The 22,156-nt window shown below is 53.8% G+C and carries 20 protein-coding genes; 11 read left to right on the top strand and 9 right to left on the bottom strand.

The genetic code is table 11. The features are described from left to right. Positions 1-7 precede the first annotated feature (7 nt). The 4 genes from H8S18_RS12325 (at position 8) to H8S18_RS12310 (ending at position 5,117) form a co-directional block, all read left to right on the top strand. Positions 8-1,198, top strand: coding sequence for a cupin domain-containing protein (locus tag H8S18_RS12325; protein ID WP_186858565.1), 1,191 nt, complete (start codon positions 8-10; stop codon positions 1,196-1,198). Between the two features lie 140 nt (positions 1,199-1,338). Continuing rightward, positions 1,339-2,406: a zinc-dependent alcohol dehydrogenase gene (locus H8S18_RS12320; protein WP_186858564.1), complete on the top strand. Its 1,068-nt coding sequence runs from the start codon at positions 1,339-1,341 to the stop codon at positions 2,404-2,406. 132 nt (positions 2,407-2,538) lie between these two features. Next, complete coding sequence (locus H8S18_RS12315) at positions 2,539-3,453, top strand: class II fructose-bisphosphate aldolase (protein ID WP_186858563.1); 915 nt, start codon at positions 2,539-2,541, stop codon at positions 3,451-3,453. A 182-nt stretch (positions 3,454-3,635) separates the two neighbouring features. After that, a complete protein-coding gene (locus H8S18_RS12310; RefSeq protein ID WP_186858562.1) occupies positions 3,636-5,117 on the top strand; it encodes an FGGY-family carbohydrate kinase in 1,482 nt (493 codons plus the stop codon). Between the two features lie 123 nt (positions 5,118-5,240). Here H8S18_RS12310 and H8S18_RS12305 read toward each other — a convergent pair whose 3' ends face one another. Then, on the bottom strand, positions 5,241-6,248 hold the full coding sequence (locus tag H8S18_RS12305) for a carbohydrate kinase family protein (RefSeq protein ID WP_186858561.1): 1,008 nt from the start codon (positions 6,246-6,248) through the stop codon (positions 5,241-5,243). 165 nt (positions 6,249-6,413) lie between these two features. Here H8S18_RS12305 and H8S18_RS12300 point away from each other — a divergent pair, with 165 nt between their 5' ends. The 3 genes from H8S18_RS12300 to H8S18_RS12290 all read left to right on the top strand — a co-directional run bounded on the left by H8S18_RS12300 (position 6,414) and on the right by H8S18_RS12290 (position 9,765). Then, positions 6,414-7,358 (top strand): AraC family transcriptional regulator, encoded by a 945-nt coding sequence (locus tag H8S18_RS12300; protein WP_186858560.1) that lies wholly within the window; start codon positions 6,414-6,416, stop codon positions 7,356-7,358. 107 nt (positions 7,359-7,465) lie between these two features. Then, positions 7,466-8,497, top strand: coding sequence for a TIM barrel protein (locus H8S18_RS12295; protein ID WP_066523512.1), 1,032 nt, complete (start codon positions 7,466-7,468; stop codon positions 8,495-8,497). Between the two features lie 119 nt (positions 8,498-8,616). Further along, the gene (locus tag H8S18_RS12290) at positions 8,617-9,765 is read left to right on the top strand and encodes a mannitol dehydrogenase family protein (protein WP_186858559.1); all 1,149 of its coding nucleotides are present in this window, start codon (positions 8,617-8,619) and stop codon (positions 9,763-9,765) included. Positions 9,766-9,835: 70 nt separating this feature from the next. On the opposite strand, the gene H8S18_RS12285 is transcribed toward H8S18_RS12290, so the two are convergent. Together H8S18_RS12285 and H8S18_RS12280 are read right to left on the bottom strand one after the other, a co-directional pair. Next, positions 9,836-10,051 (bottom strand): hypothetical protein, encoded by a 216-nt coding sequence (locus tag H8S18_RS12285; RefSeq protein WP_186858558.1) that lies wholly within the window; start codon positions 10,049-10,051, stop codon positions 9,836-9,838. A 31-nt stretch (positions 10,052-10,082) separates the two neighbouring features. Then, entirely contained in the window at positions 10,083-10,265 is a 183-nt protein-coding gene (locus tag H8S18_RS12280; RefSeq protein WP_186858557.1) for a hypothetical protein, read from the bottom strand. 240 nt (positions 10,266-10,505) lie between these two features. On the opposite strand from H8S18_RS12280, the gene azlC reads away from it, so the two are divergent. Next, positions 10,506-11,243, top strand: coding sequence for an azaleucine resistance protein AzlC (gene azlC, locus H8S18_RS12275; RefSeq protein ID WP_186858556.1), 738 nt, complete (start codon positions 10,506-10,508; stop codon positions 11,241-11,243). Next, positions 11,240-11,566, top strand: a complete 327-nt coding sequence (locus tag H8S18_RS12270; RefSeq protein WP_186858555.1) for a branched-chain amino acid transporter permease — start codon at positions 11,240-11,242, stop codon at positions 11,564-11,566. The genes azlC and H8S18_RS12270 overlap by 4 nt, the downstream gene beginning before the upstream one ends. Before the next feature lie 105 nt (positions 11,567-11,671). On the opposite strand, the gene H8S18_RS12265 is transcribed toward H8S18_RS12270, so the two are convergent. Both H8S18_RS12265 and H8S18_RS12260 read right to left on the bottom strand, forming a co-directional pair. Then, the gene (locus H8S18_RS12265; RefSeq protein ID WP_186858554.1) at positions 11,672-12,280 is read right to left on the bottom strand and encodes a TetR/AcrR family transcriptional regulator; all 609 of its coding nucleotides are present in this window, start codon (positions 12,278-12,280) and stop codon (positions 11,672-11,674) included. After that, on the bottom strand, positions 12,261-16,061 hold the full coding sequence (locus tag H8S18_RS12260; RefSeq protein ID WP_186858553.1) for an efflux RND transporter permease subunit: 3,801 nt from the start codon (positions 16,059-16,061) through the stop codon (positions 12,261-12,263). The genes H8S18_RS12265 and H8S18_RS12260 overlap by 20 nt, the downstream gene beginning before the upstream one ends. A 262-nt stretch (positions 16,062-16,323) precedes the next feature. Between H8S18_RS12260 and H8S18_RS12255 the strand changes: the two genes are divergently transcribed. Continuing rightward, entirely contained in the window at positions 16,324-16,824 is a 501-nt protein-coding gene (locus H8S18_RS12255) for a hypothetical protein (protein ID WP_186858552.1), read from the top strand. 325 nt (positions 16,825-17,149) lie between these two features. Here the strand turns inward: H8S18_RS12255 and H8S18_RS12250 are convergent, their stop codons facing one another. The 4 genes from H8S18_RS12250 to H8S18_RS12235 all read right to left on the bottom strand — a co-directional run bounded on the left by H8S18_RS12250 (position 17,150) and on the right by H8S18_RS12235 (position 20,685). Then, complete coding sequence (locus H8S18_RS12250) at positions 17,150-17,485, bottom strand: P-II family nitrogen regulator (protein ID WP_243165152.1); 336 nt, start codon at positions 17,483-17,485, stop codon at positions 17,150-17,152. Further along, on the bottom strand, positions 17,460-17,855 hold the full coding sequence (locus H8S18_RS12245; RefSeq protein ID WP_186858551.1) for a hypothetical protein: 396 nt from the start codon (positions 17,853-17,855) through the stop codon (positions 17,460-17,462). Before H8S18_RS12245 ends, H8S18_RS12250 begins: the two co-directional genes overlap by 26 nt. Positions 17,856-17,875: 20 nt before the next feature. Continuing rightward, positions 17,876-19,399: a DUF1538 domain-containing protein gene (locus tag H8S18_RS12240; protein ID WP_186858550.1), complete on the bottom strand. Its 1,524-nt coding sequence runs from the start codon at positions 19,397-19,399 to the stop codon at positions 17,876-17,878. 305 nt (positions 19,400-19,704) lie between these two features. Continuing rightward, the gene (locus tag H8S18_RS12235; RefSeq protein WP_186858549.1) at positions 19,705-20,685 is read right to left on the bottom strand and encodes a Gfo/Idh/MocA family protein; all 981 of its coding nucleotides are present in this window, start codon (positions 20,683-20,685) and stop codon (positions 19,705-19,707) included. Between the two features lie 236 nt (positions 20,686-20,921). Here H8S18_RS12235 and H8S18_RS12230 point away from each other — a divergent pair, with 236 nt between their 5' ends. Beyond that, a complete protein-coding gene (locus tag H8S18_RS12230; protein ID WP_186858548.1) occupies positions 20,922-22,154 on the top strand; it encodes an LL-diaminopimelate aminotransferase in 1,233 nt (410 codons plus the stop codon). Positions 22,155-22,156: the final 2 nt, after the last annotated feature.

Below are 22,156 nucleotides of genomic sequence, written 5' to 3'. Positions count from 1 at the left end.
GGACAACATGGAAGCAAATGAAATCAAAAATATTCTGGAGCGTGGGGAAGGAATCCTTTCCCTCGCTCCAACCTGGGTGCCCCGGCCGTTCAACCGCCCGGGAAAGCGGATCCGCCTGCACCCGGACGATTACTATGCGATGGGCCTCAAGCGCGGCGCGATCGTAGAGCGCTGGTTCTCCTCCATTACGAAGGTAGAGACCGAAGGCGCGGAAGAATTCGAGGGCATGAGCTTTGTCAATGTGGACGGAAATCCGGACCATCTCGTGCTGTTCAAGGAATTCGTAGAAGCGCTGGGCGCGGAGCTGATCGGTGAAAAACTGATCCAGGACTACGGCACATGGCCAATGTATTCCAAATTTTATGATTACAACGAGCCGCTGTTCCATCATGTCCACCACCGTGAAGAAGCGTGCGCGAAGGTTGGCGTGAATCCCAAACACGAGCACTATTTCTTCCCCAAACAATACAACAACCACCTCGGCATCCGTCCGGTGACTTATTTTGGATTTGACCCATCGGTCACGAAAGAACAGGTGAAGGAACGCCTGTCAAAGTTCGAGACGGCGGATGGACGCATCCTCGAGCTGTCCCGCGCGTTCCGCATGGAGCTTGGCACAGGCTGGTTCACGCCTGCGGGCGTGGTGCATGCGCCCGGTTCCCTGTGCACCTATGAGCCGCAGTGGAACAGTGACGTAATGGCGATGTGGGAAAATATCGTGGAAGGCGAAGTGTTCGACTACCAGAGCCTGTGCGGCTATGTTCCCGCGGGCAGCGAACGCGACCTTGACGCAATCATGGACGCGGCGGACTGGGAACTCAATACGATCACGAACTACCGTGAAAAATTCTTCCGTCCGCCGGTCACGGACGAGGCCGGCGAAGGCTATAAGCAAGATTGGATCTGCTACGGCAACGACTTTGTCGCGGCGAAGGAACTGACGGTAGAGCCGGGCGCTGAAGTACTGATTAAAGACGCGGCGGCTTACGGCTGCCTCGCGGTGCAGGGCCGCGGGCAGTTTGGAAAATTTGTTGTGGAATCTCCCACGCTCATCCGCTACGGCCAGTTGACGGCAGACGAATTCTTTGTATCGAACAAACGTGCGCGCGAAGGCGTGCTCGTCAAAAACACCTCGCCTGTGGAGCCGCTCGTGATCCTGAAGCATTTCGGACCGGACTGCGGAATGCCGCAGGTGTGAACGCCCCTATTTGGCTGGGGCGCAGGCCAAAGTATGGCCGCTCAACAGTTCTTTCCCCTTTTGCGGGAAGAACGCCACTCTTTTAATTGATACGGCATAGGTATGTTACCTGCCGGAAAGGAAAGCTTATGAAGGGAAAAATGAAAGTTCAGAATTTTTATGAACCGATGGTCATGAAGCTGGAGGAACATGATATTCCCCAGATTGCCGACAACGAGGTTCTGGTCAAGGTAAAAGCCGTGGGCATCTGCGGTTCGGATATCTCCTACTATTATGGGCACAGCCCGCTGGATACGCCTAACGGAAAAGGCCCGATGTACCTCGGGCACGAAGCGTCCGGCGTAGTCGCGGAAGTGGGAAGCATCCCGCAGAGCCTCGGGCTCTTCAAGGAGGGAGACCGCGTCGCCTTAAACCCGGTGCAGCAGTGCAACGCCTGCCCGGCATGCATGCGCGGGGAGTTCAATACATGCAGCCATGTGGAGACCATCGGCGTTTCCGTAAACGGCTGTTTTGCAGAATATGTCAAGGTGAAATATACGCACGTATACAAGATTCCGGACGAAGTGAGCTTTGAAGACGCAGCGCTTGCGGAGCCGCTTGCCTGCGCGACACATGCGGTTCAGCGCCTCGACGTACAGCTCGGCCAGACGGTCGTTGTTTACGGCACGGGCGGCATCGGCCTCATGCAGGTTCAGCTTGCCAAAGCCGCGGGCGCAGGCAAGGTGATCGTAGTCGCGCGGAAAGACTATGGCCTTGGCAAGGCCCTCGAATGCGGAGCGACGCACGTCATCAACAACACGGATACAAACTCCAAATATTACGCGGCGGACGTCGCCGCGCGTGTAGCGGAGATCAACGGCGGAGTGCCCGCGCCCCGCGCGATCGTTGCGACGAGCAACATGGACGCGCTGCAGGACGCGCTCAAGGTCACGGGCGCATGCTCAACCATCGTGTATTTTGGACTGCCTGGTCCGGACGACCTGCTCAAAGTGCCGGTGCTGGAAGCGATCCAGTCCGAACGCACACTGAAATTCGCATGGCTCGCGCCTTTGGTATGGGATAATGTGTTTGCGGTCATCGCCTCCGGGCAGGTGGATCTTTCCCCCATCATTACCAACCGCTTCTCTCTTGAAGACGCGGAAAAAGGCATTGTGTTCATGAAGGAAGCGAAGGAGCCCAAGGTCAAGGGCGTAATCCTGTTCGATTAATACAGCCGGAAGGAAGCAGGAGACGGGGAAAAAGAAGGCGCTTTGCGCAAATAGCGCCATATTTCCCTGTCTTCTGTCAACCGATAGAAAGTTTTTCAATGGAAGCGCTACATAAAAACTAGGAGTATATGAATGGCAATCAACACGAAAGAAACGATGCTGCTGGCACGGCAGCATGAAACGGTAATTCCTGCGTTCAACATTCCGCATCTTCCGATGCTGAAACCGATCGTACAGGCAATTGTGGATGAAAATTCGGTCGCCATGATCGAGGTAGCACGTGTGGAATGGGAAAAATTCTGCTCGCAGAGCCTCGAAGCGGTTGCTGAAGAGTACAAAAAATATGCGGACACAAAGCATACGATGCTGCATCTGGACCACGTCCCGGTGGTGGATGAGGACTACAAGGCCGTCGATTACCTGCCGATTATTGACCGCGCGATCAAAGCGGGCTTTGGTTCGGTGATGGTGGATGCTTCCCGGCTGTCTTTTGAAGACAACGCCGCGGCAACCAAAAAGGCGGCGGATAAGGCGCACGCGGCGGGCATCCCATGCGAGGCGGAGCTTGGCGCCGTGATGGGGCATGAAAGCGGGCAAATGATGCCCTACGAGGAGATCTTTGCGACCAAGACGGGATTTACGGACCTCGAGGAAGCGAAACAGTTTGTGGAAAAGAGCGGATGCGACTGGCTGTCGGTTGCGGTAGGGAATATCCACGGAGCGATTGCAGACGCAACGCGCGACCAGAAAAAACCCACGGCGCGGCTCGATGTAGACCACATCGCGGCGCTGCATAAGGCGGCGGGCATCCCGCTGGTGCTGCACGGCGGTTCGGGGATCGACCCGGAATATATCCGCGCAGGAATCAAGGCGGGCATCACGAAGATCAATGTAGGTACGGAAGTGCGCCAGGCGTACGAAGCGGCAGTGAAGGCTTCCGGCGACGATATTGAGGCGGGACGGAAGGCCGTTTACGACGCAGTGCGCGAACTTTTAAGCGAAACGCTGCGCATCAGCGGAACGCGTACACTCCTGTTCGGCGAATAAAAAGGGATCGCAAAAGGGCGGCAAGGCCTGCCCTTTTGCGATTTTTGGTTCCAAGCCGAATTTTCCAGGAAACGTATCATAGGGATGCGGCAATTTCCGTCATAGATAAAAATTTGGGCGCGCAGAAAAGGCCGGATATACGGCTATTTTTTGTGACGCCGGTGAAAAAAGGGGGCAAAACGATGAATTTTTGTGGGCTTGACGTAGGAACCAGCGGTGTAAAGGCGGTCGTATTTGATGAAAGCGGCACACAGCTCGCCGACGCATACCATGCCTACGGAACGGAATATGATCCGGATGGACTGCGCGGCCTTAATCCGCGCAGTGTGTGGGAACAAACGAAGGAAGTGGTCAGGGAAGCATGCGCGAAAGCCGGAAAGATCGACGCGCTTGCGGCGGCTTCCTTTGGAGAGGCGTTCGTTTTGCTCGACGAAAAGGACGAGCCCCTGCACGATATCATGATTTTTACCGATCCCCGGGGCGAAGAAGAATTCATGCGCGCCTCGCGCGGCACTCCGCACGAGGAAATTGCCCGCGTATGCGGCTTGCCCTTCTCCCCAACCTACAGCATATCCAAGCTTCTTTATTTAAAAGAGCAAAAAGCGGAGTTATATGAAAAGGCCAGGCGGATTTTATTTATTGAGGATTATGTAGGCTATATGCTCAGCGGCAGCGCGGCCGTGGATTATTCCGTTGCATCGCGTTCCATGCTGCTTGACGCGCGAAGCTGCACGTGGAGCGGTGAAATGATGAACCGCTTCGGCATGAACGAAAGCCTTTTTTCCCAGCCGGTAGCTGCGGGTACGGTGATAGGAACGGTGCGCCCGGCACTGGCGGCAGAACTGGGCGTGCCTGAAACCATGAAAATTGTAGCGGGCATCCACGACCAGCCGGCCTGCGCAATCGGCACGGGGCTCAGGGCGGGCAGCGTCGCCTGTTCGATGGGCACTTCGGAATGCCTGACTCCCGTTTTTACCGGTATGTTCGAGCCGGAAGTGATTCTGGAAAACGGCCTTTCCAGCGAACCCGTGTGGGAAAACGGGAAATATTGCACGCTTGCCTATAACCCGTCTTGCGGCGTGCTGATCGAATGGTTTTTCAGGACGTTTGCCGCGGCGGAGACGGCGGCGGGCGGCCCGCCCTTTGCGCTGTTTGAGGAAAATTTTCCAGAGAAACCGACAAAGCTGGCGGTACAGCCATATATCACGGGCAGCGGGACGCCGTATCTCGATACGCACGCGCGCTTCGCCGTCACGGGAGCGGGGCTTGAAACGACGCGCTTCGATTTATACCGCGGCGTGCTGGAAGGACTTGCGCTCGATCAATACCTGAACCTCGAGCTGCTGCGTGCGCAGGGAGTACGGGCGGAAAGCCTCATCTGTGTAGGCGGCGGCAGCAAAAGCAGGCCGTGGCTGCAGGTGAAGGCGGATGTCATGCAGCTTCCGGTTTCCACCACGCTGTGCCGTGAGGCCGGCGCGCTCGGCTGCGCCGCGCTGTGCGCGGTTGCCCTCGGCGCGTATGGCTCGGTAGAGGAAGCGGCAGGGCATATGGCCCGCATAACGGATACACTGGAGCCAAACCGTGAATACAGGGAGGTTTACAAGGAAAAATTTGAGGAATACCGCACCCTCCACGCGCGTCTCAAAACGGGCGGGGCCTGCTGACCCGGCCGCCATGTGCGGGAAAACTTTGACAGAGCAATACGAAAAGGCTGCCCGGAACTGTTTTTCCGGACAGCCTTTTTTGCGGCAAACCAGCCTTGTGTGCCCAAGACGGCAGGGCGGCGGTCACTTGCCTGACATGCTGCCATATAGCTCGATGGCTTCCTTTGCGGTACGCATTCCCTCAGTGGAACCCTCGCGCGAAAGAGAGCATGCGGCGGACGCAATCCCCAGCCGGATCGCATCCGCAAGCGAACGTCCTTCATATGCGCCATACAGTACGCCCGAACAGAATGCGTCGCCTGCGCCCACAGTGCCCTTGATATAACCCTTTGGAAGCACGAGGCTCGGGAGATCGATATAGTTCCCGTCTGCGTCCATACCGAAGCCACCCTCCGGGCAGTGGATCACGGCCCATGTGGAAACGCCCATCTCAAACAAGCGGTGCAGCGCCTTTTCGAGGTTTTCCTTCACGAGGGCGTCCGTTTCCGTGCGCAGCGGAATCCCCGTCGCATTTTGCGCTTCGATCTCGTTGATGATGCAATAATCCGTATACTTAAGGGCCGGGGGAACGAGCCGCGCGAAACGGTCGCCTGTCTCGCTCACCACGTCAATGGACGTCTTAATTCCATTGGCTTTCGCGCTATGCAGAAGCTTCGCCATCCTGGTGCCGTATTCCGCATGTTCTTCGTCCAGCGTATCCAGCAGGAGGATGTATCCGATGTGCAGGAGCCTGCAGTCGATACGGCTCCAGTCGAAATCCTCTTCACACAACTGCGCGTTTGCGCCCCGGTACTGGAAGAAGGTGCGCTGCTTGGTGTCGTTTTCACACATCACGGCAGTAAAAGAGGTTTTTCCTTCATATATCATCTGATCCGTAGAGATATTCGGGAACTTTGCCAGTTCCTCCATAATCATCCTGCCCTCAGGATCGTCGCCGATCCGCCCGATCGCCGTCAGGGGAAGCGCCGGGTCGAGCCGTGCAAGGTCCATAATTACGTTGCACATTGCGCCGCCCGTAGCCTGCATGATGCCCTCGGTGATCGTGGTAAGTTCTCCTTTGCCGGGATAGCGCTCGATCGGATATAAAATATCGATGATCGCGTTTCCGGCGACACAAATACCGTTTTTCATTTTTTGCTCCTTCAGAAAGACCGGCGGAACCGAATAAAAAAAATTCGCATGCCGATACAATAGTGTTATAATATAATTATAATCTATTTTAGTTGAGTAAGCGAACAAAAAACAGGATAGGTTTGCTATTTTTTTAAGATGTATTTGTCACCGGCGGGGAATCTTATGGAATATGAGTTCATAAAACATATTGCAGGAACGAGCCTGAAAACCTTTGTTGTCACCATCAATTGGCGGGAACTGCACTTCCACAGCGATATGGAGATCTTCCTGGTGCTCCAGGGCAGTGTGAACATCGACGACGGACAGCAAAGGCATTTGCTGAAGAAAAACGATATTTTCCTCTGCAACCGCAACGCCGTACACAGCCTGCGCCGCACGCAGGAGAATAACCTGCTGATGGTGCTCCAGTTCGACCCCAACCTGTGCAAGGAATATTATCCGCGCATCTCCCGCGTGCGGTTCAATAAAACGCACATCCTGAAAAGTACATCGCCCGAATATTGGGGCATGTTTCGGGAGTGCATGAACGGAATCGTTTCCTGCTACTGCGGCAGGGAAGAAGGATACGCGATCGAGATGATGTCGCTCCTGAACCATATGCTGTTTTGTATGCTGCGGTATGACGACTATACAGTGCTCGACGAAAAAACGGCGGCGGCAGAAAACCGCAATATGACAAGATTGCGCCGTATCATCGAGTATATGCGCGAAAATTATATGTACCCCATTACCCTCAAAGAAATCGCGGAGCATGAAAACCTCGATATGTATTACCTTTCGCACTTTATTAAGACGCATCTTGGGATTTCTTTTCAGAGCTATTTAAACCGTATGCGCGTGGAACGGGCGGAATACCTCCTGCTGCATACGGACCTCAGCCATATCGATATTTGCATGGAATGCGGGTTTTCGGATTACAAATACCTCAACAAGACTTTTATGAAAGAGTTTGGCAGCACGCCGGGCGAATACCGCAAAAAATACCGCATGCGCACACAGCGGGTAGACGAACAGAACGAACAGCATACGGTTATGGAGGTAAGCCGTGCGCTGGAGTTTCTGGACGAACGCGGAGACGCGCCGCGTGAGCACAAAGCTGTCCCATAAAAATAGCAAAGATATCCCGGATAAACCGGAAGGGATTTCCTATAATAAACACAAGCAAGAGGCCAACATTGAAAATCCATAGACAAATAAATAGGAGGGATTGTAACATGGCTAAATTCAGATTTACAGTAGGACCGTGGAACGTTCACGAAGGAAATGAAACGTTTGGACCGGGGATTCGCCCGTCGATACCGCTTGAGGAAAAAATCAAAACATTTGCAGAAATCGGCATGGACGGCGTGCAGTTCCATGATGACGACGCAGTTCCGGACATGAACAACATGACCGAGCAGGCGATCATCGATTACGCAAAAGACGTAAAGGCGATGCTCGACAAATACGGCCTGTTCGCGGAATTCGTTGCGCCGCGCCTTTGGTTCGATGCGCACACAAATGACGGCGGCTTCACGGCAAGCAGGAAAGAAGACTACGATTTTGCGATCTGGCGCGCGCTGCGCTCCGTCGATATCGCAAAAGCGCTCGGCACCAAAAAAGTGCAGCTTTGGCTGGCGCGCGAAGGCACGCTGTGCGCGGAAGGCAAGAACCCGGTAGAAAAGATCATCCAGATGCGCGATGCGTTTGATACGATCCTGAAATACGATCCGGACGTACAGATCCTGATCGAGCCCAAGCCCAACGAACCGATTGACAGGAGCTATTGCGGAACGGCGGGGCATGCCCTTGCGGTAGGCGCGCAGACGGTCGATCCGTCCCGTGTGGGCCTGTGCATCGAGAGCGCCCATTCCATCCTCGCAGGGCTTGATCCGGCTGCCGATATGGCGTTTGCTATCGCGTGGGGCAAGCTGTGGGGCGTTCACCTCAACGACCAGAACGGGATCCGTTACGACCAGGATAAGACCTTCGGGGCGGAAAACCTGCGTGCAGACTTCAACCAGGTTAAGGTGCTGTATGAAAACAACTTCGGCGACAACGGCGAATGCGTAGGCCTCGATGTAAAGGCAATGCGTACCCAGCCCGCGGAAGACTGCTACCGCCACATCATCAACAGCAAGCGTACCTTTGAGCTGCTGCTTGAAAAAGTCAAGAAGTTTGATTACAAGTTCCAGGAAGAATGCGTAAAGACGCAGAATTTCGAGAAACTCGAAATGTATGTGATCGAGCTGCTGCTGAACGGCTGAACTTAAGAAACCCAAGCAAAAGCATTGGCCGCTTACGGCCAATGCTTTTGCTGTTATAATAGACTTATAGACTTACGGCAGGACGGACCTGAGTGAAAAACAGCGGAGGAATCAAGAGAATGAAACAAGCGGTAATGTACGGAGCGGGAAATATCGGCAGGGGCTTTATTGGAAAAACGCTTTCCGAAAGCGGATACGAAGTCTGCTTCCTCGATATCGTACCGGAGGTGATCGAAGCGTTCAACAAGGATCATGAATACCGGGTGCGCATCGTCTCGAATGAAGGCCAGAAACTCGATACAGTCAAACATGTGCGCGCAGTGGACGCGAATACGGAAGAAGCGATCCAAACCATCGCGGCATGCGATATCATGGCAAGCGCGGTAGGCGTGAATGTGCTGCCGCATATCGCGGAAAATATTGCCAGGGGCATGCGCCTGCGGATGCAGGAAAGCGGCAGGCCGCTTGACATTATCCTTGCGGAAAACCAGCTTGATGCAGACAAGATCATGCGGGGATATATTTACCAATACCTCAGCGAGGACGAGAAAAAGTGGGCGGACGAAAACCTTGGCCTGGTGGAAGCGTCCATCGGCCGCATGGTGCCCCCGCTTTCCCCGGAAGAGCGCGCGGGCGACCCGCTCCTTATTGCGGTGGAGCCATATTGCCAGCTTCCCGTTGATAAGGAGGCGTTTTGCGGCGGCATCCCGGATATCAAAGGGCTTGTTCCGTATGCACCCTTTTCGTTTTATATCCGCCGCAAGCTGTTTGTGCACAATATGGGGCATGCAGTCTGCGCATATCTTGGCTGGCTGAAGGGGTATGAATATATCTATGAGGCAGTGGCTGACGATGGGATCAGAAGCAAGGCGCAGGCTGCTATGGACGGAAGCGCGGCGGCGCTCAGCAAAGAATACGGTGTGCCGGAAAGCGAGCTTCTGGACCATGTGCGCGACCTCCTTTTCCGTTTTGGCAACAAGGCGCTCCGCGATACGACGGTGCGCGTCGGCGCAGACCCGGTACGCAAGCTGCGCCGTGACGACCGGCTTGTGGGCGCGGCGCTTTATTGCATGGAGCAGGGAATCGACCCGTCCAGTATCGTGACAGGCATTGCGGCGGCCCTGCGGTTCGCGCCGGAAGGCGATAAGGCCGCGGCGGAGCTCCAGACAGCGCTGAAAACGGATGGAATTGACGCGGTGATCGAGAAATATATGGGAATCCCGGCATCCGGCGAACTTGCACAGATGATTAAGAAGGAAATGGGCTGAGAAAAAAGACTGCGCAGGGAATTCGAGAATTTTTATGCCAACGCACCGTAATTTTATACCGTTTCCATTCTCATTGCGCCAGCGGCAAGGCGGTACGGACATAGCGGGTTTGCCACATTTCAAATTTCGCTTGGAATTTGGCTTTGGCTCTGCAAGGCAGGAAAAATAATACAAGGCGTTGGAGTTTGAACTGGGCGGAAAAATGATAGAAAGAAAAAAGGCTGCTTTCCGGACAAAAGAGGAAAGCAGCCTTTTTTAACGCAAAAATATGCGGAACGCCCGTCACGGGCGCCTTTGCCGCGCGTATGGGCGGTGCGTCAGTCCGAGCACGATTCGCCGTGTTTACGGTTTAAAAGGTAATCCATTTCCGCATCGGAAATCTCTACGTTATACGCCTGTGCAACGCGGCTGATGTCCTCCGGCGTATCGCATTCTTCGAGCGCGCCGAGGATCAGGTCTTTGTTTACTTCGTTGATATGGCCGAATATTTTTTCAAACATTTTGTTTCCCTCCATTCCTGCTTCATTCGTGGACACAAAAGGACGTGTTCTAACAATTGTTTTGGAATTTTTTCAGGAAATGCAGCTTTTACCGCTCTATCGCAAAGTGCCCGCTGCCCTGCCCGGCGCAACCTGCGGCGGAACCCATCACATTCCAAAAAAGGATTCTTCGGGAAACGCATTGAATTGCGGGGGAAAGAAAGGTAAAATAGTATTCGGAAAACGGAAGGATACTGCTCTATGAAGTCGATTCCCGGAAAAATAAATACCCGCCCCGCGGGAACGGTAAAAAAGGCCTTCCTCGCGGCATTTCCCAAGACGCTCCCGATTTTTGCGGGATTTTGGTTCCTGGGCCTTACCTACGGTATTTACATGAATGTGTCCGGTTTCAGCTTCTGGTATCCGATGCTGATGAGCCTGACCATTTTTGCCGGATCGGTGGAATTTGTGGCGGTAAACCTTCTGCTGGGCGCGTTCAACCCGTTGCAGGCGCTTGCCATGACGCTGATGATTAACGCCCGGCATTTGTTTTACGGCATTTCCATGCTGGATCGGTACAAGGGGACGGGCTGGAAAAAGCCATACCTCATTTTCGGGATGTGCGACGAAAGTTTTTCCATCAATTATACCGCCGAAATTCCCGCGGATGTGGATAAAGGATGGTTTATGTTTTTCGTAACCTGCCTCAACCATATGTACTGGTTTACCGGATCGACCCTTGGCGGCATTTTCGGCTCGCTGATCCATTTCAACACCGAAGGCCTGGAATTTGTGATGACTGCCATGTTTGTCGTCATTTTCCTCGAGCAGTGGCTAAAGGATAAAAACCATACCAGCGCGCTTCTCGGCCTTGGCCTGTCGCTGCTGTTCCTTGTTGCGTTTGGAGCGGAAAATTTTATCATTCCCGCTATGCTGGCAATCCTCGGCGTGTTGACGCTCCTGCGGAAGCCCCTTGCGAAGGAGGGTGATTCCGCATGACATTGGCACAGCAGATTATCACGATTGCGATGGTGGTTGCGGGAACGATGCTCACGCGCTTTTTGCCTTTTCTGCTGTTCCCGGCGGGAAAACCCACGCCCAAATTTGTCCAATACCTTGGAAAAGTCCTTCCGGCGGCGGTTTTTGGCCTGCTCGTCATTTATTGCCTGAAGGATGTTTCCCTTTTTTCGGGCAGCCACGGCATCCCGGAACTGATTTCGATTGCCCTTGTCGTGGGGCTGCATTTGTGGAAGCGTCAAATGCTGCTTTCCATTGCGGGCGGCACCGTTTGTTATATGCTGTTGGTGCAATTTGTATTTTAAAAGCTGTGACCGGCAGCAGGCAACGCTGATATGAACCGGGAAGGAATGGATGCGTAAAAAACGCTGCCTTTTGGGCAGCGTTTTTGTTGCACTATTTTTGATGGATTAGTTGAGCGCTTTTAATAACAGCGTATAAGCATTGTCCATTGCGCGCTCGAGCGCTTTATCCGTCGGGAGGTCCATCCGGCAGCGCGCATGCACAAAGCTCATAAGGGCGGCAGCAAACGCGCTGTAGGCATATTCCTCGTCGCAGGGCGGCGGGAACAATCCTTCCGCCGCACCCGCCTGCGCGAGCAGCGTCACTTTGTCCCGGATGATGGAGAGGTACCGCCACACAAAAGACATATCTCCGCCCATCAACTGTTTCATATCCTTGCCCCCAAGGTTAAAGAGGAGCAAGTGGAAATCCGAATTTTCATTCGACGCAATTTCATGCGCGATACGCAGGACAGTGTAGCATTTGCCTTTAAAGTCCCGTACCTTGTTCATCTGTTCGAATATCGCGTGAAGCTGCGTATCGATGCTGTAGATGATCGTACGGGCAAAAATCTCTTCCTTGGTGTCGAAATAATTGTACAGCGTGCCTTTGCCGATGCCTGCCTCCTGTGCGATATCCGACGCCTTGATCTCCGCGATACTCATACCGCCTGACAAAAGCCGCAGCAGCGCGCGCATAATCAGGAGTTCTTTTTCCTTATAGGATGGGGATGTCATCGTCAAGTCCCTCCTCGATCACGACCGGTTTCAGGTCTTTTTTGTTCAGGACATCATACAGCACGGGCACGAAGAACAGCGTCATGAACGTTGCGTAAATAAGGCCGCCAATGGTCACGACAGCCATGGGCTGGAGCATCTCCGCGCCCTGCCCCATGCCAAAGGCAAGGGGCACAAGGCCGAGTACCGTGGTCAGCGCGGTCATCAGGATCGGGCGGATACGCGCCTTGCCCGTTTTGATCAGGGCCTCGCGTTTCTCCATGCCTGAAAGCCGCAGCTGGTTCACATAATCGACGAATACAATACCGTTGTTGACGACGATGCCAGCGAGGATCAGGAAGCCGAGCAGCGCGATCATGCTGAGGTCCGCGCCCGTCATCAGCAGGGCAAGCAGCCCGCCCGTGAACGCCAGCGGAATGGTAAACAGGATAATGAACGGCGACTTCAGGGACTGGAACTGCGCTACCATGATGAGGTAAATCAGCACTACCGCCAACATAAACATATAGATAAGGTTTGTGAAGGTATCCGTGATCGTCTGGTTTTCTCCCTCGATCTCCACGGTATATCCCGCGGGCACGGAGTAATCTGCAAGCTTCGCCGAGAAATCCCTGCTCACAAGGCCGATATTGTGGTCGGCGTCCACACCCGCCGTAACGGACATCGTACGCACCTGTCCGTCGTGGCTGATGGAGGAAAGGCTTTGTTCCTGCGAGATATCGGCGATCTCGGAAAGTTTCACATCCGTGTCCTCTCCATCCTTTGTACCTGTGAGCGTAAAGTCCTCGAGAGTCTCAAGGGATACTGTATCCGTCGGGCTGTTTTTGACGATGACCGGATAATCCTCCGTTTCGAAGGTGACGGTGGTTGCCGTCGTGCCCGAGGAGATTTCCGCCGCAACCTGCTGGTATACCTGCGCCGTGGTAAGGCCGAAATCCATGGCTTTGTTTTTATCCACAACAATGCGCGTTTCCATTGACGCATCCGAGAGGCCGTCGTCAATTGCCGTCAGGCCCTCCGTTTCCTGCATCATGGCCGAAACATCCTGCGCGATTCCTTTCAGTGTATCGAGGTCGTCGCCCTTGATGGCCACCTCGAGGCCGGATCCGGAAAGCGCGGACAGGTCCATCGTGGAGTCGCTCACATCTACCGTGGCGGGAAGGTCCGCGGTAGCGCTGCGCATATCCTCCGCGATTTCGGCGCTGGAACGTGTGCGTTCGTCCTTCAGCAGGGCATACATCATCATGGTGGTGTTATTGCCCCCGCCGGAGGAAGACGTGCCCATAGCAGACATAATGTTCCCTTCCATCGCACCGATGGTTTCCACATCCGGGATTTCTGTCAGGCGCGCGAGGATTTCGTCGCTCATATCGCGCGTTTCCTGCGTTGTGCTGTCTTCGGGCATTTCCATGGTAATCATGATTTCCGAACTGTCCATTTTGGGCATGAGGGACGTTCCCATGGAAAAGACGTTGGCCACGCTGAACGCGAACAGGCCGATCACGATTACAAACACGATCCATTTGTGCCGGAGCGAACCCGAAAGCAGCTTTTGGTAGCCTGCGGTGAATTTATCAAACAACGGATGTGTTTTTTCTTTTGTCTTTTTGAGCATGGTGGAACCCATGGCCGGCACCAGCGTCAGCGCGATCACGAGGCTCGCGAGCAGGGAAAACGCGATGGTAAGGCCCATATCCGCAAAAAGCTGGCGCGTGAGCCCCTCGGTAAAGACGATGGGCAGGAAGACGCACACCGTAGTAAGGGTGGATGCAAAGATTGCGCCCGCGACCTGCTGCGCGCCCTTCACAGCCGCCTTTGCGGGCGGAATACCGAGCGAGCGCAGGCGGTAAATGTTTTCAATGACCACGATGCTGTTGTCCACCAGCATGCCCACGCCGAGCGCAAGGCCCGCCAGCGAAATGACGTTCAGCGTAACGCCGCAGAAATACATCAGCGTCAACGCCGCGAGCAAGCTGAACGGGATGCTGATCGCCACGATAATCGTGGGCTTCAAGTCTTTTAGGAACAGGAATAAAATCACGATTGCCAGGATCGCGCCAAGCAGGAGGTTGTCGATGACGGAATCGAGTACGATGCCGATATACACGCCCTGGTCGGAGAGCGCGGTCAGGTGTACGGAAGGATTGTTTGCCTGGATTTGCGCCATCACCTCATTGATGCGGTCCGAAACATCGGTGGTAGAAGAGGTGCTCTGTTTCTGGAAGGTGAGCAGGATGCCGTCGTTGCCGTTGATCTTGGCGTACATATCGTCGCGGTTGTCCGTCATCTCCACATCGGCGACGTCCGCAAGCGTCACCACTCCGATATCGCCCGTTTCAATATTGAAAAGCTCCAGATCCTTAAGCTGGGCGATATCCTGGAATTGATCGCCCACCTTGACCAGATAGCGTTGGTCGCCTTCGCTGATGTAGCCGGCGGGCATGGAAAAGTTTTGGGCCGCGAGAATCTGGCTTACGGTTTCCTGTGTGATCTTTCCGTCAAGGCCTGCCTGCTTGTAAGCGGCGTCCTTCTGGGCCTCGAACTCCGCTTCCTGCGCGGAAAGTTGCGCTTCCCCGCCCGCAAGCTGCCCAGAGGCCTGGGCGAGCTCGCTTGTGAGCGTCATTTTACCCGTTTCAAGCTGCCGCTCTCCTTCGGAAAGCTCGGCCAATTTTTCTTCCAGCACCGTCTTCTGTTCCGGAAGCTGGGAAAGGCCCGCCTCGATCCCGGCAATACCGTCCTTGAGCTGAGGAATCCCGGCTTCAATCTGCTGCAGGCCCGCCTCAAGCTGCGGAATACTCTCTTTGAGCGCTGCAAGCTGGGCCGTGAGCTCATCCGGCACGGGCTGGCCCGCCGCTACGAGCGCGGCGATCTGCTGCTCAAGCAGGCTTTCCGCAGATTTGGCTTCGGAAAGCTGGGCCGTGAGCGAGCTTTTTTGTGTTTCAAGGTCCGCAAGCTGCGCGTTAAGGTCCGTAAGCTGTGTTTCCAGATCTTTCTGCGCCTGCGGCAGGCTTGCAAGGGCCGCTTCAATCTGGTCCTTGCCTGCGGAAAGCTGCAGGCCCATATCCACGAGCTGCTGCGCCTGTGTTTGGCTCATGCTTTTCAGCTGCTGCTTTCCGCTTTCAATCTGGGATTTTGCGTCGTCGATCTTCTCTTGCGCTTCCGCAAGCTTTTCATCCACGGAGGCAAGCACGCGGCGGTTCAGTTCGTCGATTTTTTCCTGGCTCAAGGTGACTTCAATAGAATCCTCCACAAGTCCGGTAGCGCTTACGGAGGCCACGCCGTCGATGCGCTCAAATTCGGGCAGGATTGTATCTGAAACAATTTTCGATGTTTCCGTAATGTCCTTGCCGTCGATATCCACGCTGGCGACCATAACGGGCATCATGTCCGGGTTGATCTTGACCAGCGTGGGCGTGCCTGCCGCGTCGTCAAGGCTTGCCTTGACAATATCGATGTTGCCGCTCATCTCGATCATGGCGCTGTCCATATTGGTACCCTGGGTGAATTCCAGCAGCACCATACTTGAATTTTCGTTGGATGAACTGGTGATGTTTTTCACGCCGCTTGTGGTAGCGAGCGTCTGTTCGAGGGGCTTTGTGACCGACTGTTCAATTTTTTCCGGGCTTGCGCCGGGGTAGGTGGTAAGGACCATCACATAGGGCAGGTCCATTTTGGGCAGCAGGTCCGTGGTCATGCTCGTGAACGAAATGAAGCCGAGGATGCACACCAAAACGACCGCCACAAAGATGGTCATTGGTTTTTTAACGCTGAATTTTGACATTGCCGTTCCTCCGTTGCCGTTTATAAAATCTATCTTAAATTTTTTGATCCCGCACAAAATGACTGACTGGTCAGTCTTGTCACATTATAGCGCAGCAAACGGGTGTGCGTCAATCAAAATATACCGGGCGTTTAGGGCTTTTCCGCGCACAGGCGGAAAAAAGGGAAGCCCGTCTTAAGATTATCTTCATAAAAAGTTTACAGCTTCGCTTTTGGATTATTGATATAATGAAAAAAGACATCAGGGAATCAGGAGAAAGATTATGAAACGGATTTTATCTGTGATCGTTGGGGTAATGGTCGCGGCGGGGGTAATGGTTGCGTGCGCGCCTGCGGAGGAAACGCCTACGGTCGCGCCTGTTACGGAGCTTTCATCGGTGGATGAAATATCCGGGCAGCTTGGGTTTTCCATGGTCACGCTTAGTCTTGACGGGTATGAAGCGAAAAATTATCAGGTAATTGACGGAGAGCTCGGGCAGATTATCTATGAAAATGCGGACGGCAGGGTGCTCCGGCTGCGCATGCAAAAGATAAACGACGATATTTGCGGTGTGGAAGGCGCGAAAGACGGCGGGATGCACAAGATCGGGAAGCATGAGATATGGTTCGGTTATCTCGACGGCACACAGATTGCGCAATGGGGCGACGACGGTTTTACCTATTGCCTGATCGGCGAAGGTTTCGGCAGTTTCGGGAAAGAACCGTTCCGGGTGGCGGCAGCGGCGCTCGAAGAGCAGGTCGAACAGCAAAAAGAACAGCAGTAAAGAGAGCGAAAAAACCGCTTTAGAAAAGCGGTTTGAGCTTACCCGAACAATTTCGCCGCTGTGCGGCCGGACACTTTTTGAAATTGCAGCAGTTTTACGGCCCGGCAGGCCGTGTTACTATAAAATTACCATATAAACAGGCAAGGCGGGCGTGTATGCCGCTTTTGCCCGCAGGCGGTGGAATGAGGGCTTACCCTTTGTCCCCGCCCAAGGGAGTGCCAATAGTCCGGAACCGCTTTTTTAAAGCGGTTTTTATTTGTTGTAGGATAGTTTCCCTTTGTGGAAAGGAAACGGGACGGTAAACGAGGAACAGCGGTAAGGGAAATCAATCCCCCCGGCCCATGTGTACGATGCCCATTACATCGTCTACCGGCAAAGAGAAGGAAAGACCGTGCCCCTCGGTGGTGAGGCCCGCGCCTTTGCAGATCGCCTTCATGATGGCATTCCGGGTTTCGTGTTTGGTCAAAATGAGGACGACCTCTTTTTCCGGCTGGATGGTGATGCCGAAAAACTGTTCCGCCTCGTGGATGCCCGTACCCCGCGCATACAGCACGGTGCCGCCGGTCGCGCCCGCAGCTTTTGCCGCGTCCATAACCTCGCCCGAAAATCCACGGTTCACAATCGTAATAACCAGTTCAAATTCCCTTTGAGATGTTTCCATGAACCTTACCCTCTTCCTTCAGCCTTTCCATCAATTGTGAGAGAAATGCAAGCGTTCTCGGCCCGCCAACGCTGCCGACAGGAACGGTAAAAGCGATGCCGTTTCCTGCTTCGCGCAGGTCGTGGTCGCTTTCCAGCATTTGCATGACCTGCGGGATCTTTTCTTCCGCTATAAAGCTCAGTATAACATATTTTTCCGTTTCGCCAAGCCCCAAAATATCGAGGAGCTCGGAAGACGCGGTGCCGCGGCCCATAAGCATCATATTATAATGCAATCCCTCGCGGCGCAGAGCGCGCACAACATCCTCGCCGTTTTCACGGTCGACGATGGTAATCAGCATCTTGATTTTTTTATGTACAGGTTCCGCCATAAAAAATCTCCTTCCCCTCTTTAGAGGTCGATAATTTCTTCTTCGTCCGCGGCTGCTGCTTCTTTGATACCCGCGGCAAGCTGGGCCGAATCATTCTTTGTTTTAATTTTGTAGTAAAGCCCCATGATCTGAATGGTAACAAGCGGAGTCATAGCGACCATGGCAACAATGCCAAACGCGTCCGTCAGCATATTTCCGCCCACCGCGCTGCATGCCCCCATGGCAAAGGGAAGCAGGAAGGTGGCGGTCATCGGGCCGGATGCAACGCCGCCTGAGTCAAAGGCAATCGCCGTAAAGATTTTCGGTACGAAGAACGAAAGGCCAAGGGCAATCGCGTAACCGGGCACAAGAAAATACCAGATGGAAAGGCCGGTCACGACGCGCACCATGGCAAGCCCCACAGAAACCGCAACGCCGATGGAAAGGCTTAAAAGCATGGACTTTTTGGAAATGGCCCCAACGGTGATTTCTTCTACCTGTTTGTTCAGCACGTGTACGGCAGGTTCCGCCATAACCACAAAGAAACCCATAACCATACCGAGCGGAATCAGCACCCAATTGTAATCGAGGGAACCGATCTGTGCCCCGATATAGTTGCCCACCGGCATGAAACCCACATTTACGCCCGTAAGGAACAGCACGAGGCCGATATAGGTATATGCCATGCCGACAGCCATTTTTAAAAGCTGGGTTTTTGGCAGCTTAAGGAATATAATCTGGAAGATAATGAAAAAAGCAATGATGGGTGCGATGGCAATGCCAACGTCGCGGAAATATTCGGGGAACGCCTCCCCAAAGGCATGCATGAGGCTGGAAAAATCCGTTACTTCGGGAACGGAGAGGTCGGCCGCGAAACCGCCCGATGAATTGAACAGCATGCCCATAATCATCACCGCGAGGATAGGCCCAACCGAACAGATGGCCACAAGGCCGAAGCTGTCTTCCTGCGAGTTCCGTCCGCCGCGCACTGCCGCCACGCCCACGCCAAGCGAAAGGATAAAGGGCACGGTAATGGGGCCTGTGGTCACGCCGCCCGAATCGAACGCCACGGCAAGGAAATCCTCGGAGGTAAAAACAGCAAGGCCAAAAACGACCGCATAAAGCAGGATCAGGATAATAGCGAGTTTTTTCTGGAAAATAATACGCAGGAGGGCAAGCACGAGGAACAGCCCCACGCCTACCGCAACCGCGATGATAAGAACCATGTTCGGAACGGAAGGCACCTGGTCCGCGAGCACCTGTAAATCAGGCTCTGCAATGGTGATGGCGATGCCCATGATGAGCGCAACCGCAATAAGAAGCCCAAGCTTGCGCGTTTTAGTCAGCTGCGAACCGATCCGCTCGCCCATGGGCATCATAGCAATGTCCGCGCCGAGCGAAAACAGGGCCATGCCCACGATCAGGAGCACCGAGCCCACAAGGAAAAGCGCGACTGTACCGCCAGTCATGGGGGCGACAGTGAAATTGAGCAGCAAAACAATGGCGGTGATCGGCAGTACCGATACGAGGGCTTCCTTGAATTTTGCCGCTAAATTCCTGTTCAAATAATAGACCTTCCCTTTTCATTTTTCTTCATACATGGACAACAAACGGCTTGCTGAAACAGTTTGCTATGAATAACTTTAATTTTATTCTAACAAAAAAATGCGTTTTTTACAACCGGTGAAACTGTAAAAAGCGCATAGGTATGCAAAAAAGCCGCGGAAAAAATAAAAAGGACGATTTTTTTCAAATCTTCCTTTTTGTCCTGAAAGCAAAATTTCCGCCGGAATATGCGAAACGATTTCGCCGGGCTTTATCGGGGCAAACAGACTGCGTAGGGGCACGGCAGCCGTAAAACAGACGGGGCCTATTCGGGGAAGGAAATACCCGCCTGCCTGCGCATTTCCGCTATGGTTTCAAGCACGGTAAGGGAAAGCTGCTGTGCCTGCGCAAGCTCCTGCGCGGATTCGCGCGGATGCGTCACATAACGGATGAAATCTTTGACCTCGTTTGCCATAAGTTCAAGCCGGGGAACTTCCCCGATGACCGCCTCTTTTTTGCCGTCAACGTATTCAATGCCGATATCCGCAAGCTGGAACAGCGTGCCGATGGTCATAGTACCCTTATTCCCGAGGATTTCGGAACCGATGCGGCTTTCCGCAGCCTTGGAGGCGGTGAGCACAATATGCTTGTCGTCATAGAGAAACAGGCTGGAGAAGCTGATATCCGCGCCGGAAGGCAGGAAGTTTGCGCGCGTGATGATTTCCTTCGGGCGGCCAAACAGGTATAAAGCGGGATAAACGACATACACGCCAAGATCCATCATGCATCCCGTGGCAAATTGCGGATTGAAAATATTCGGCAGGTTGCCGTCCAGATACGATTGGTAACGGGAGGAATATTGGCAGAAATCGAGGCGCACCGTTTCAATTTTGCCCAGCTTTTCCAGGGAATCCTTCACTGTCTTGAGGTGGGGCTGGTGCAGCATCATGATGGCCTCCATAAAAACGAGGCCGTTTTCATGCGCGAGATCGTGCAGCCTGCGCAGCTGCTCCGGCCATACGGCAGCGGGCTTTTCACAGATTACGTGTTTGCCGTGCGTCAGGAAGAGTTTGGCCTGCTCGTAGTGCAGGGAGTTTGGGCTCGCAATGTAAACCGCGTCCACGCCGCTCTTGGCGAGCGTCACGAGGTCGTCGTAAGCGTAATCACAGTTGTTCTTGGAAGCGAATTCCACCGCATGCGCAAGGCTGCGGGAATAAACGCCGCCAAGCGTAAAATCTTTTTGTGTGTTCGCGCTGTCGATAAAGGCCTGTGTGATCCACGAAGTACCGATAATTGCATATTTCATTCCAATGCCCCATCCTTTTTTCCTTATACTATAAAACATACAACATGCTTGTTTTTTTCGCAAGGAATTTTTGGGAAAGCCCGCAGGAATTTCCCAAAGGAACGCCTCAGGTGTGGTTTCGCGTGATAATTTCATGAAATCTATTGAGTTTTATGAGGAAGATAGGGTACAATAACACTGTATTGGCTGAATAACCGGGCGCCGGCGCGCCCATGGAATTTACAGGAGAAGGAACTATGTTTAAGGTAAACGACAATTTTGGGCGGCTTCAGGGAAGTTATCTTTTCTCGGAGATCGCGCACAGGGTAAACGAATATACGAAAGCAAACCCGGATAAAGAGATCATCCGCCTCGGCATTGGGGACGTAACGCGCCCGCTTGCGCCCGCGGTGCTGCAGGCGATCGACGCCGCCACACAGGAGATGTCCGACGCGAAGACGTTCATGGGCTATGGGCCGGAGCAGGGATACGAATTTTTGCGTGCCGCGATCCGCGAAAACGACTATGCGGCGCGCGGGGTGGAAATCGGCCTTGATGAAATTTTCGTATCGGACGGCAGCAAGTGCGATACGGGTAACATTCAGGAATTACTCTCCCAGGATTGCAAAATCGGCGTAACGGACCCGGTATACCCCGTATATGTGGATACCAACGTGATGGCAGGCCGTTCGGGCAGGTTTGATGAAGCAACGGCAAAGTTCACAGACATCACCTACATTCCCACCACGGCGGAAAACGGCTTTGTACCCGCGCTGCCGGAAGGGAGGGTAGACGTGATGTACCTGTGCTCGCCCAACAACCCGACGGGCACGGCGATGACGAAAGCGGAACTCAAAGTCTGGGTGGACTGGGCCAACGAAACAGGCGCGCTGATCCTTTTCGACGGCGCGTACGAGCACTTTATTACCGATGAAGATGTGCCGCACAGCATTTATGAAATTGACGGCGCGAAGACCTGCGCAATTGAATTCCGCAGCTTTTCCAAAACGGCGGGCTTCACGGGTACGCGCTGCGCGTACACCGTCGTTCCAAAAGAACTGATGGGGGAAAACAGCGCGGGCGAAAAGGTAAGCATGAACGCAATGTGGCTGCGGAGGCATACGACAAAATTCAACGGCGTTTCCTACATTGTGCAGCGCGGCGCGGCGGCAGTTTATACGGAAGAAGGAAAAAAACAGATCAATGAGACCATTGCGGGCTACCTTGAAAATGCAAAGATAATCCGCGGCGGCCTTGAGAAAATCGGCATTACGGCATACGGTGGGATAAACTCCCCTTACGTATGGCTGAAAACGCCGAACGGCATGAAAAGCTGGGATTTCTTCGACAAGCTTCTCTCGGAGGCAAACGTTGTGGGAACGCCGGGCAGCGGCTTTGGCAGCGCGGGCGAAGGATATTTCCGGCTGACTGCGTTTAATACGAAAGAAAATACGGAAAAGGCGATCGAACGCCTTGCAAATTTAAAGTAGGA

This window comes from Christensenella tenuis, from assembly GCF_014287795.1.
In the GTDB taxonomy this organism is placed as follows: domain Bacteria; phylum Bacillota; class Clostridia; order Christensenellales; family Christensenellaceae; genus Christensenella; species Christensenella tenuis.
This window is presented reverse-complemented; position numbering and strand designations above follow the sequence as displayed.

Excerpts from the sequence above, each read along its gene's own strand:
- H8S18_RS12325 (WP_186858565.1), top strand. The coding sequence starts at position 8 with ATGGAAGCAAATGAAATCAAAAATATTCTGGAGCGTGGGGAAGGAATC.
- H8S18_RS12320 (WP_186858564.1), top strand. The coding sequence starts at position 1,339 with ATGAAAGTTCAGAATTTTTATGAACCGATGGTCATGAAGCTGGAGGAA.
- H8S18_RS12315 (WP_186858563.1), top strand. The coding sequence starts at position 2,539 with ATGGCAATCAACACGAAAGAAACGATGCTGCTGGCACGGCAGCATGAA.
- H8S18_RS12310 (WP_186858562.1), top strand. The coding sequence starts at position 3,636 with ATGAATTTTTGTGGGCTTGACGTAGGAACCAGCGGTGTAAAGGCGGTC.
- H8S18_RS12305 (WP_186858561.1), bottom strand. The coding sequence starts at position 6,248 with ATGAAAAACGGTATTTGTGTCGCCGGAAACGCGATCATCGATATTTTA.
- H8S18_RS12300 (WP_186858560.1), top strand. The coding sequence starts at position 6,414 with ATGGAATATGAGTTCATAAAACATATTGCAGGAACGAGCCTGAAAACC.
- H8S18_RS12295 (WP_066523512.1), top strand. The coding sequence starts at position 7,466 with ATGGCTAAATTCAGATTTACAGTAGGACCGTGGAACGTTCACGAAGGA.
- H8S18_RS12290 (WP_186858559.1), top strand. The coding sequence starts at position 8,617 with ATGAAACAAGCGGTAATGTACGGAGCGGGAAATATCGGCAGGGGCTTT.
- H8S18_RS12280 (WP_186858557.1), bottom strand. The coding sequence starts at position 10,265 with ATGTTTGAAAAAATATTCGGCCATATCAACGAAGTAAACAAAGACCTG.
- azlC (WP_186858556.1), top strand. The coding sequence starts at position 10,506 with ATGAAGTCGATTCCCGGAAAAATAAATACCCGCCCCGCGGGAACGGTA.
- H8S18_RS12270 (WP_186858555.1), top strand. The coding sequence starts at position 11,240 with ATGACATTGGCACAGCAGATTATCACGATTGCGATGGTGGTTGCGGGA.
- H8S18_RS12265 (WP_186858554.1), bottom strand. The coding sequence starts at position 12,280 with ATGACATCCCCATCCTATAAGGAAAAAGAACTCCTGATTATGCGCGCG.
- H8S18_RS12260 (WP_186858553.1), bottom strand. The coding sequence starts at position 16,061 with ATGTCAAAATTCAGCGTTAAAAAACCAATGACCATCTTTGTGGCGGTC.
- H8S18_RS12255 (WP_186858552.1), top strand. The coding sequence starts at position 16,324 with ATGAAACGGATTTTATCTGTGATCGTTGGGGTAATGGTCGCGGCGGGG.
- H8S18_RS12250 (WP_243165152.1), bottom strand. The coding sequence starts at position 17,485 with ATGGAAACATCTCAAAGGGAATTTGAACTGGTTATTACGATTGTGAAC.
- H8S18_RS12245 (WP_186858551.1), bottom strand. The coding sequence starts at position 17,855 with ATGGCGGAACCTGTACATAAAAAAATCAAGATGCTGATTACCATCGTC.
- H8S18_RS12235 (WP_186858549.1), bottom strand. The coding sequence starts at position 20,685 with ATGAAATATGCAATTATCGGTACTTCGTGGATCACACAGGCCTTTATC.
- H8S18_RS12230 (WP_186858548.1), top strand. The coding sequence starts at position 20,922 with ATGTTTAAGGTAAACGACAATTTTGGGCGGCTTCAGGGAAGTTATCTT.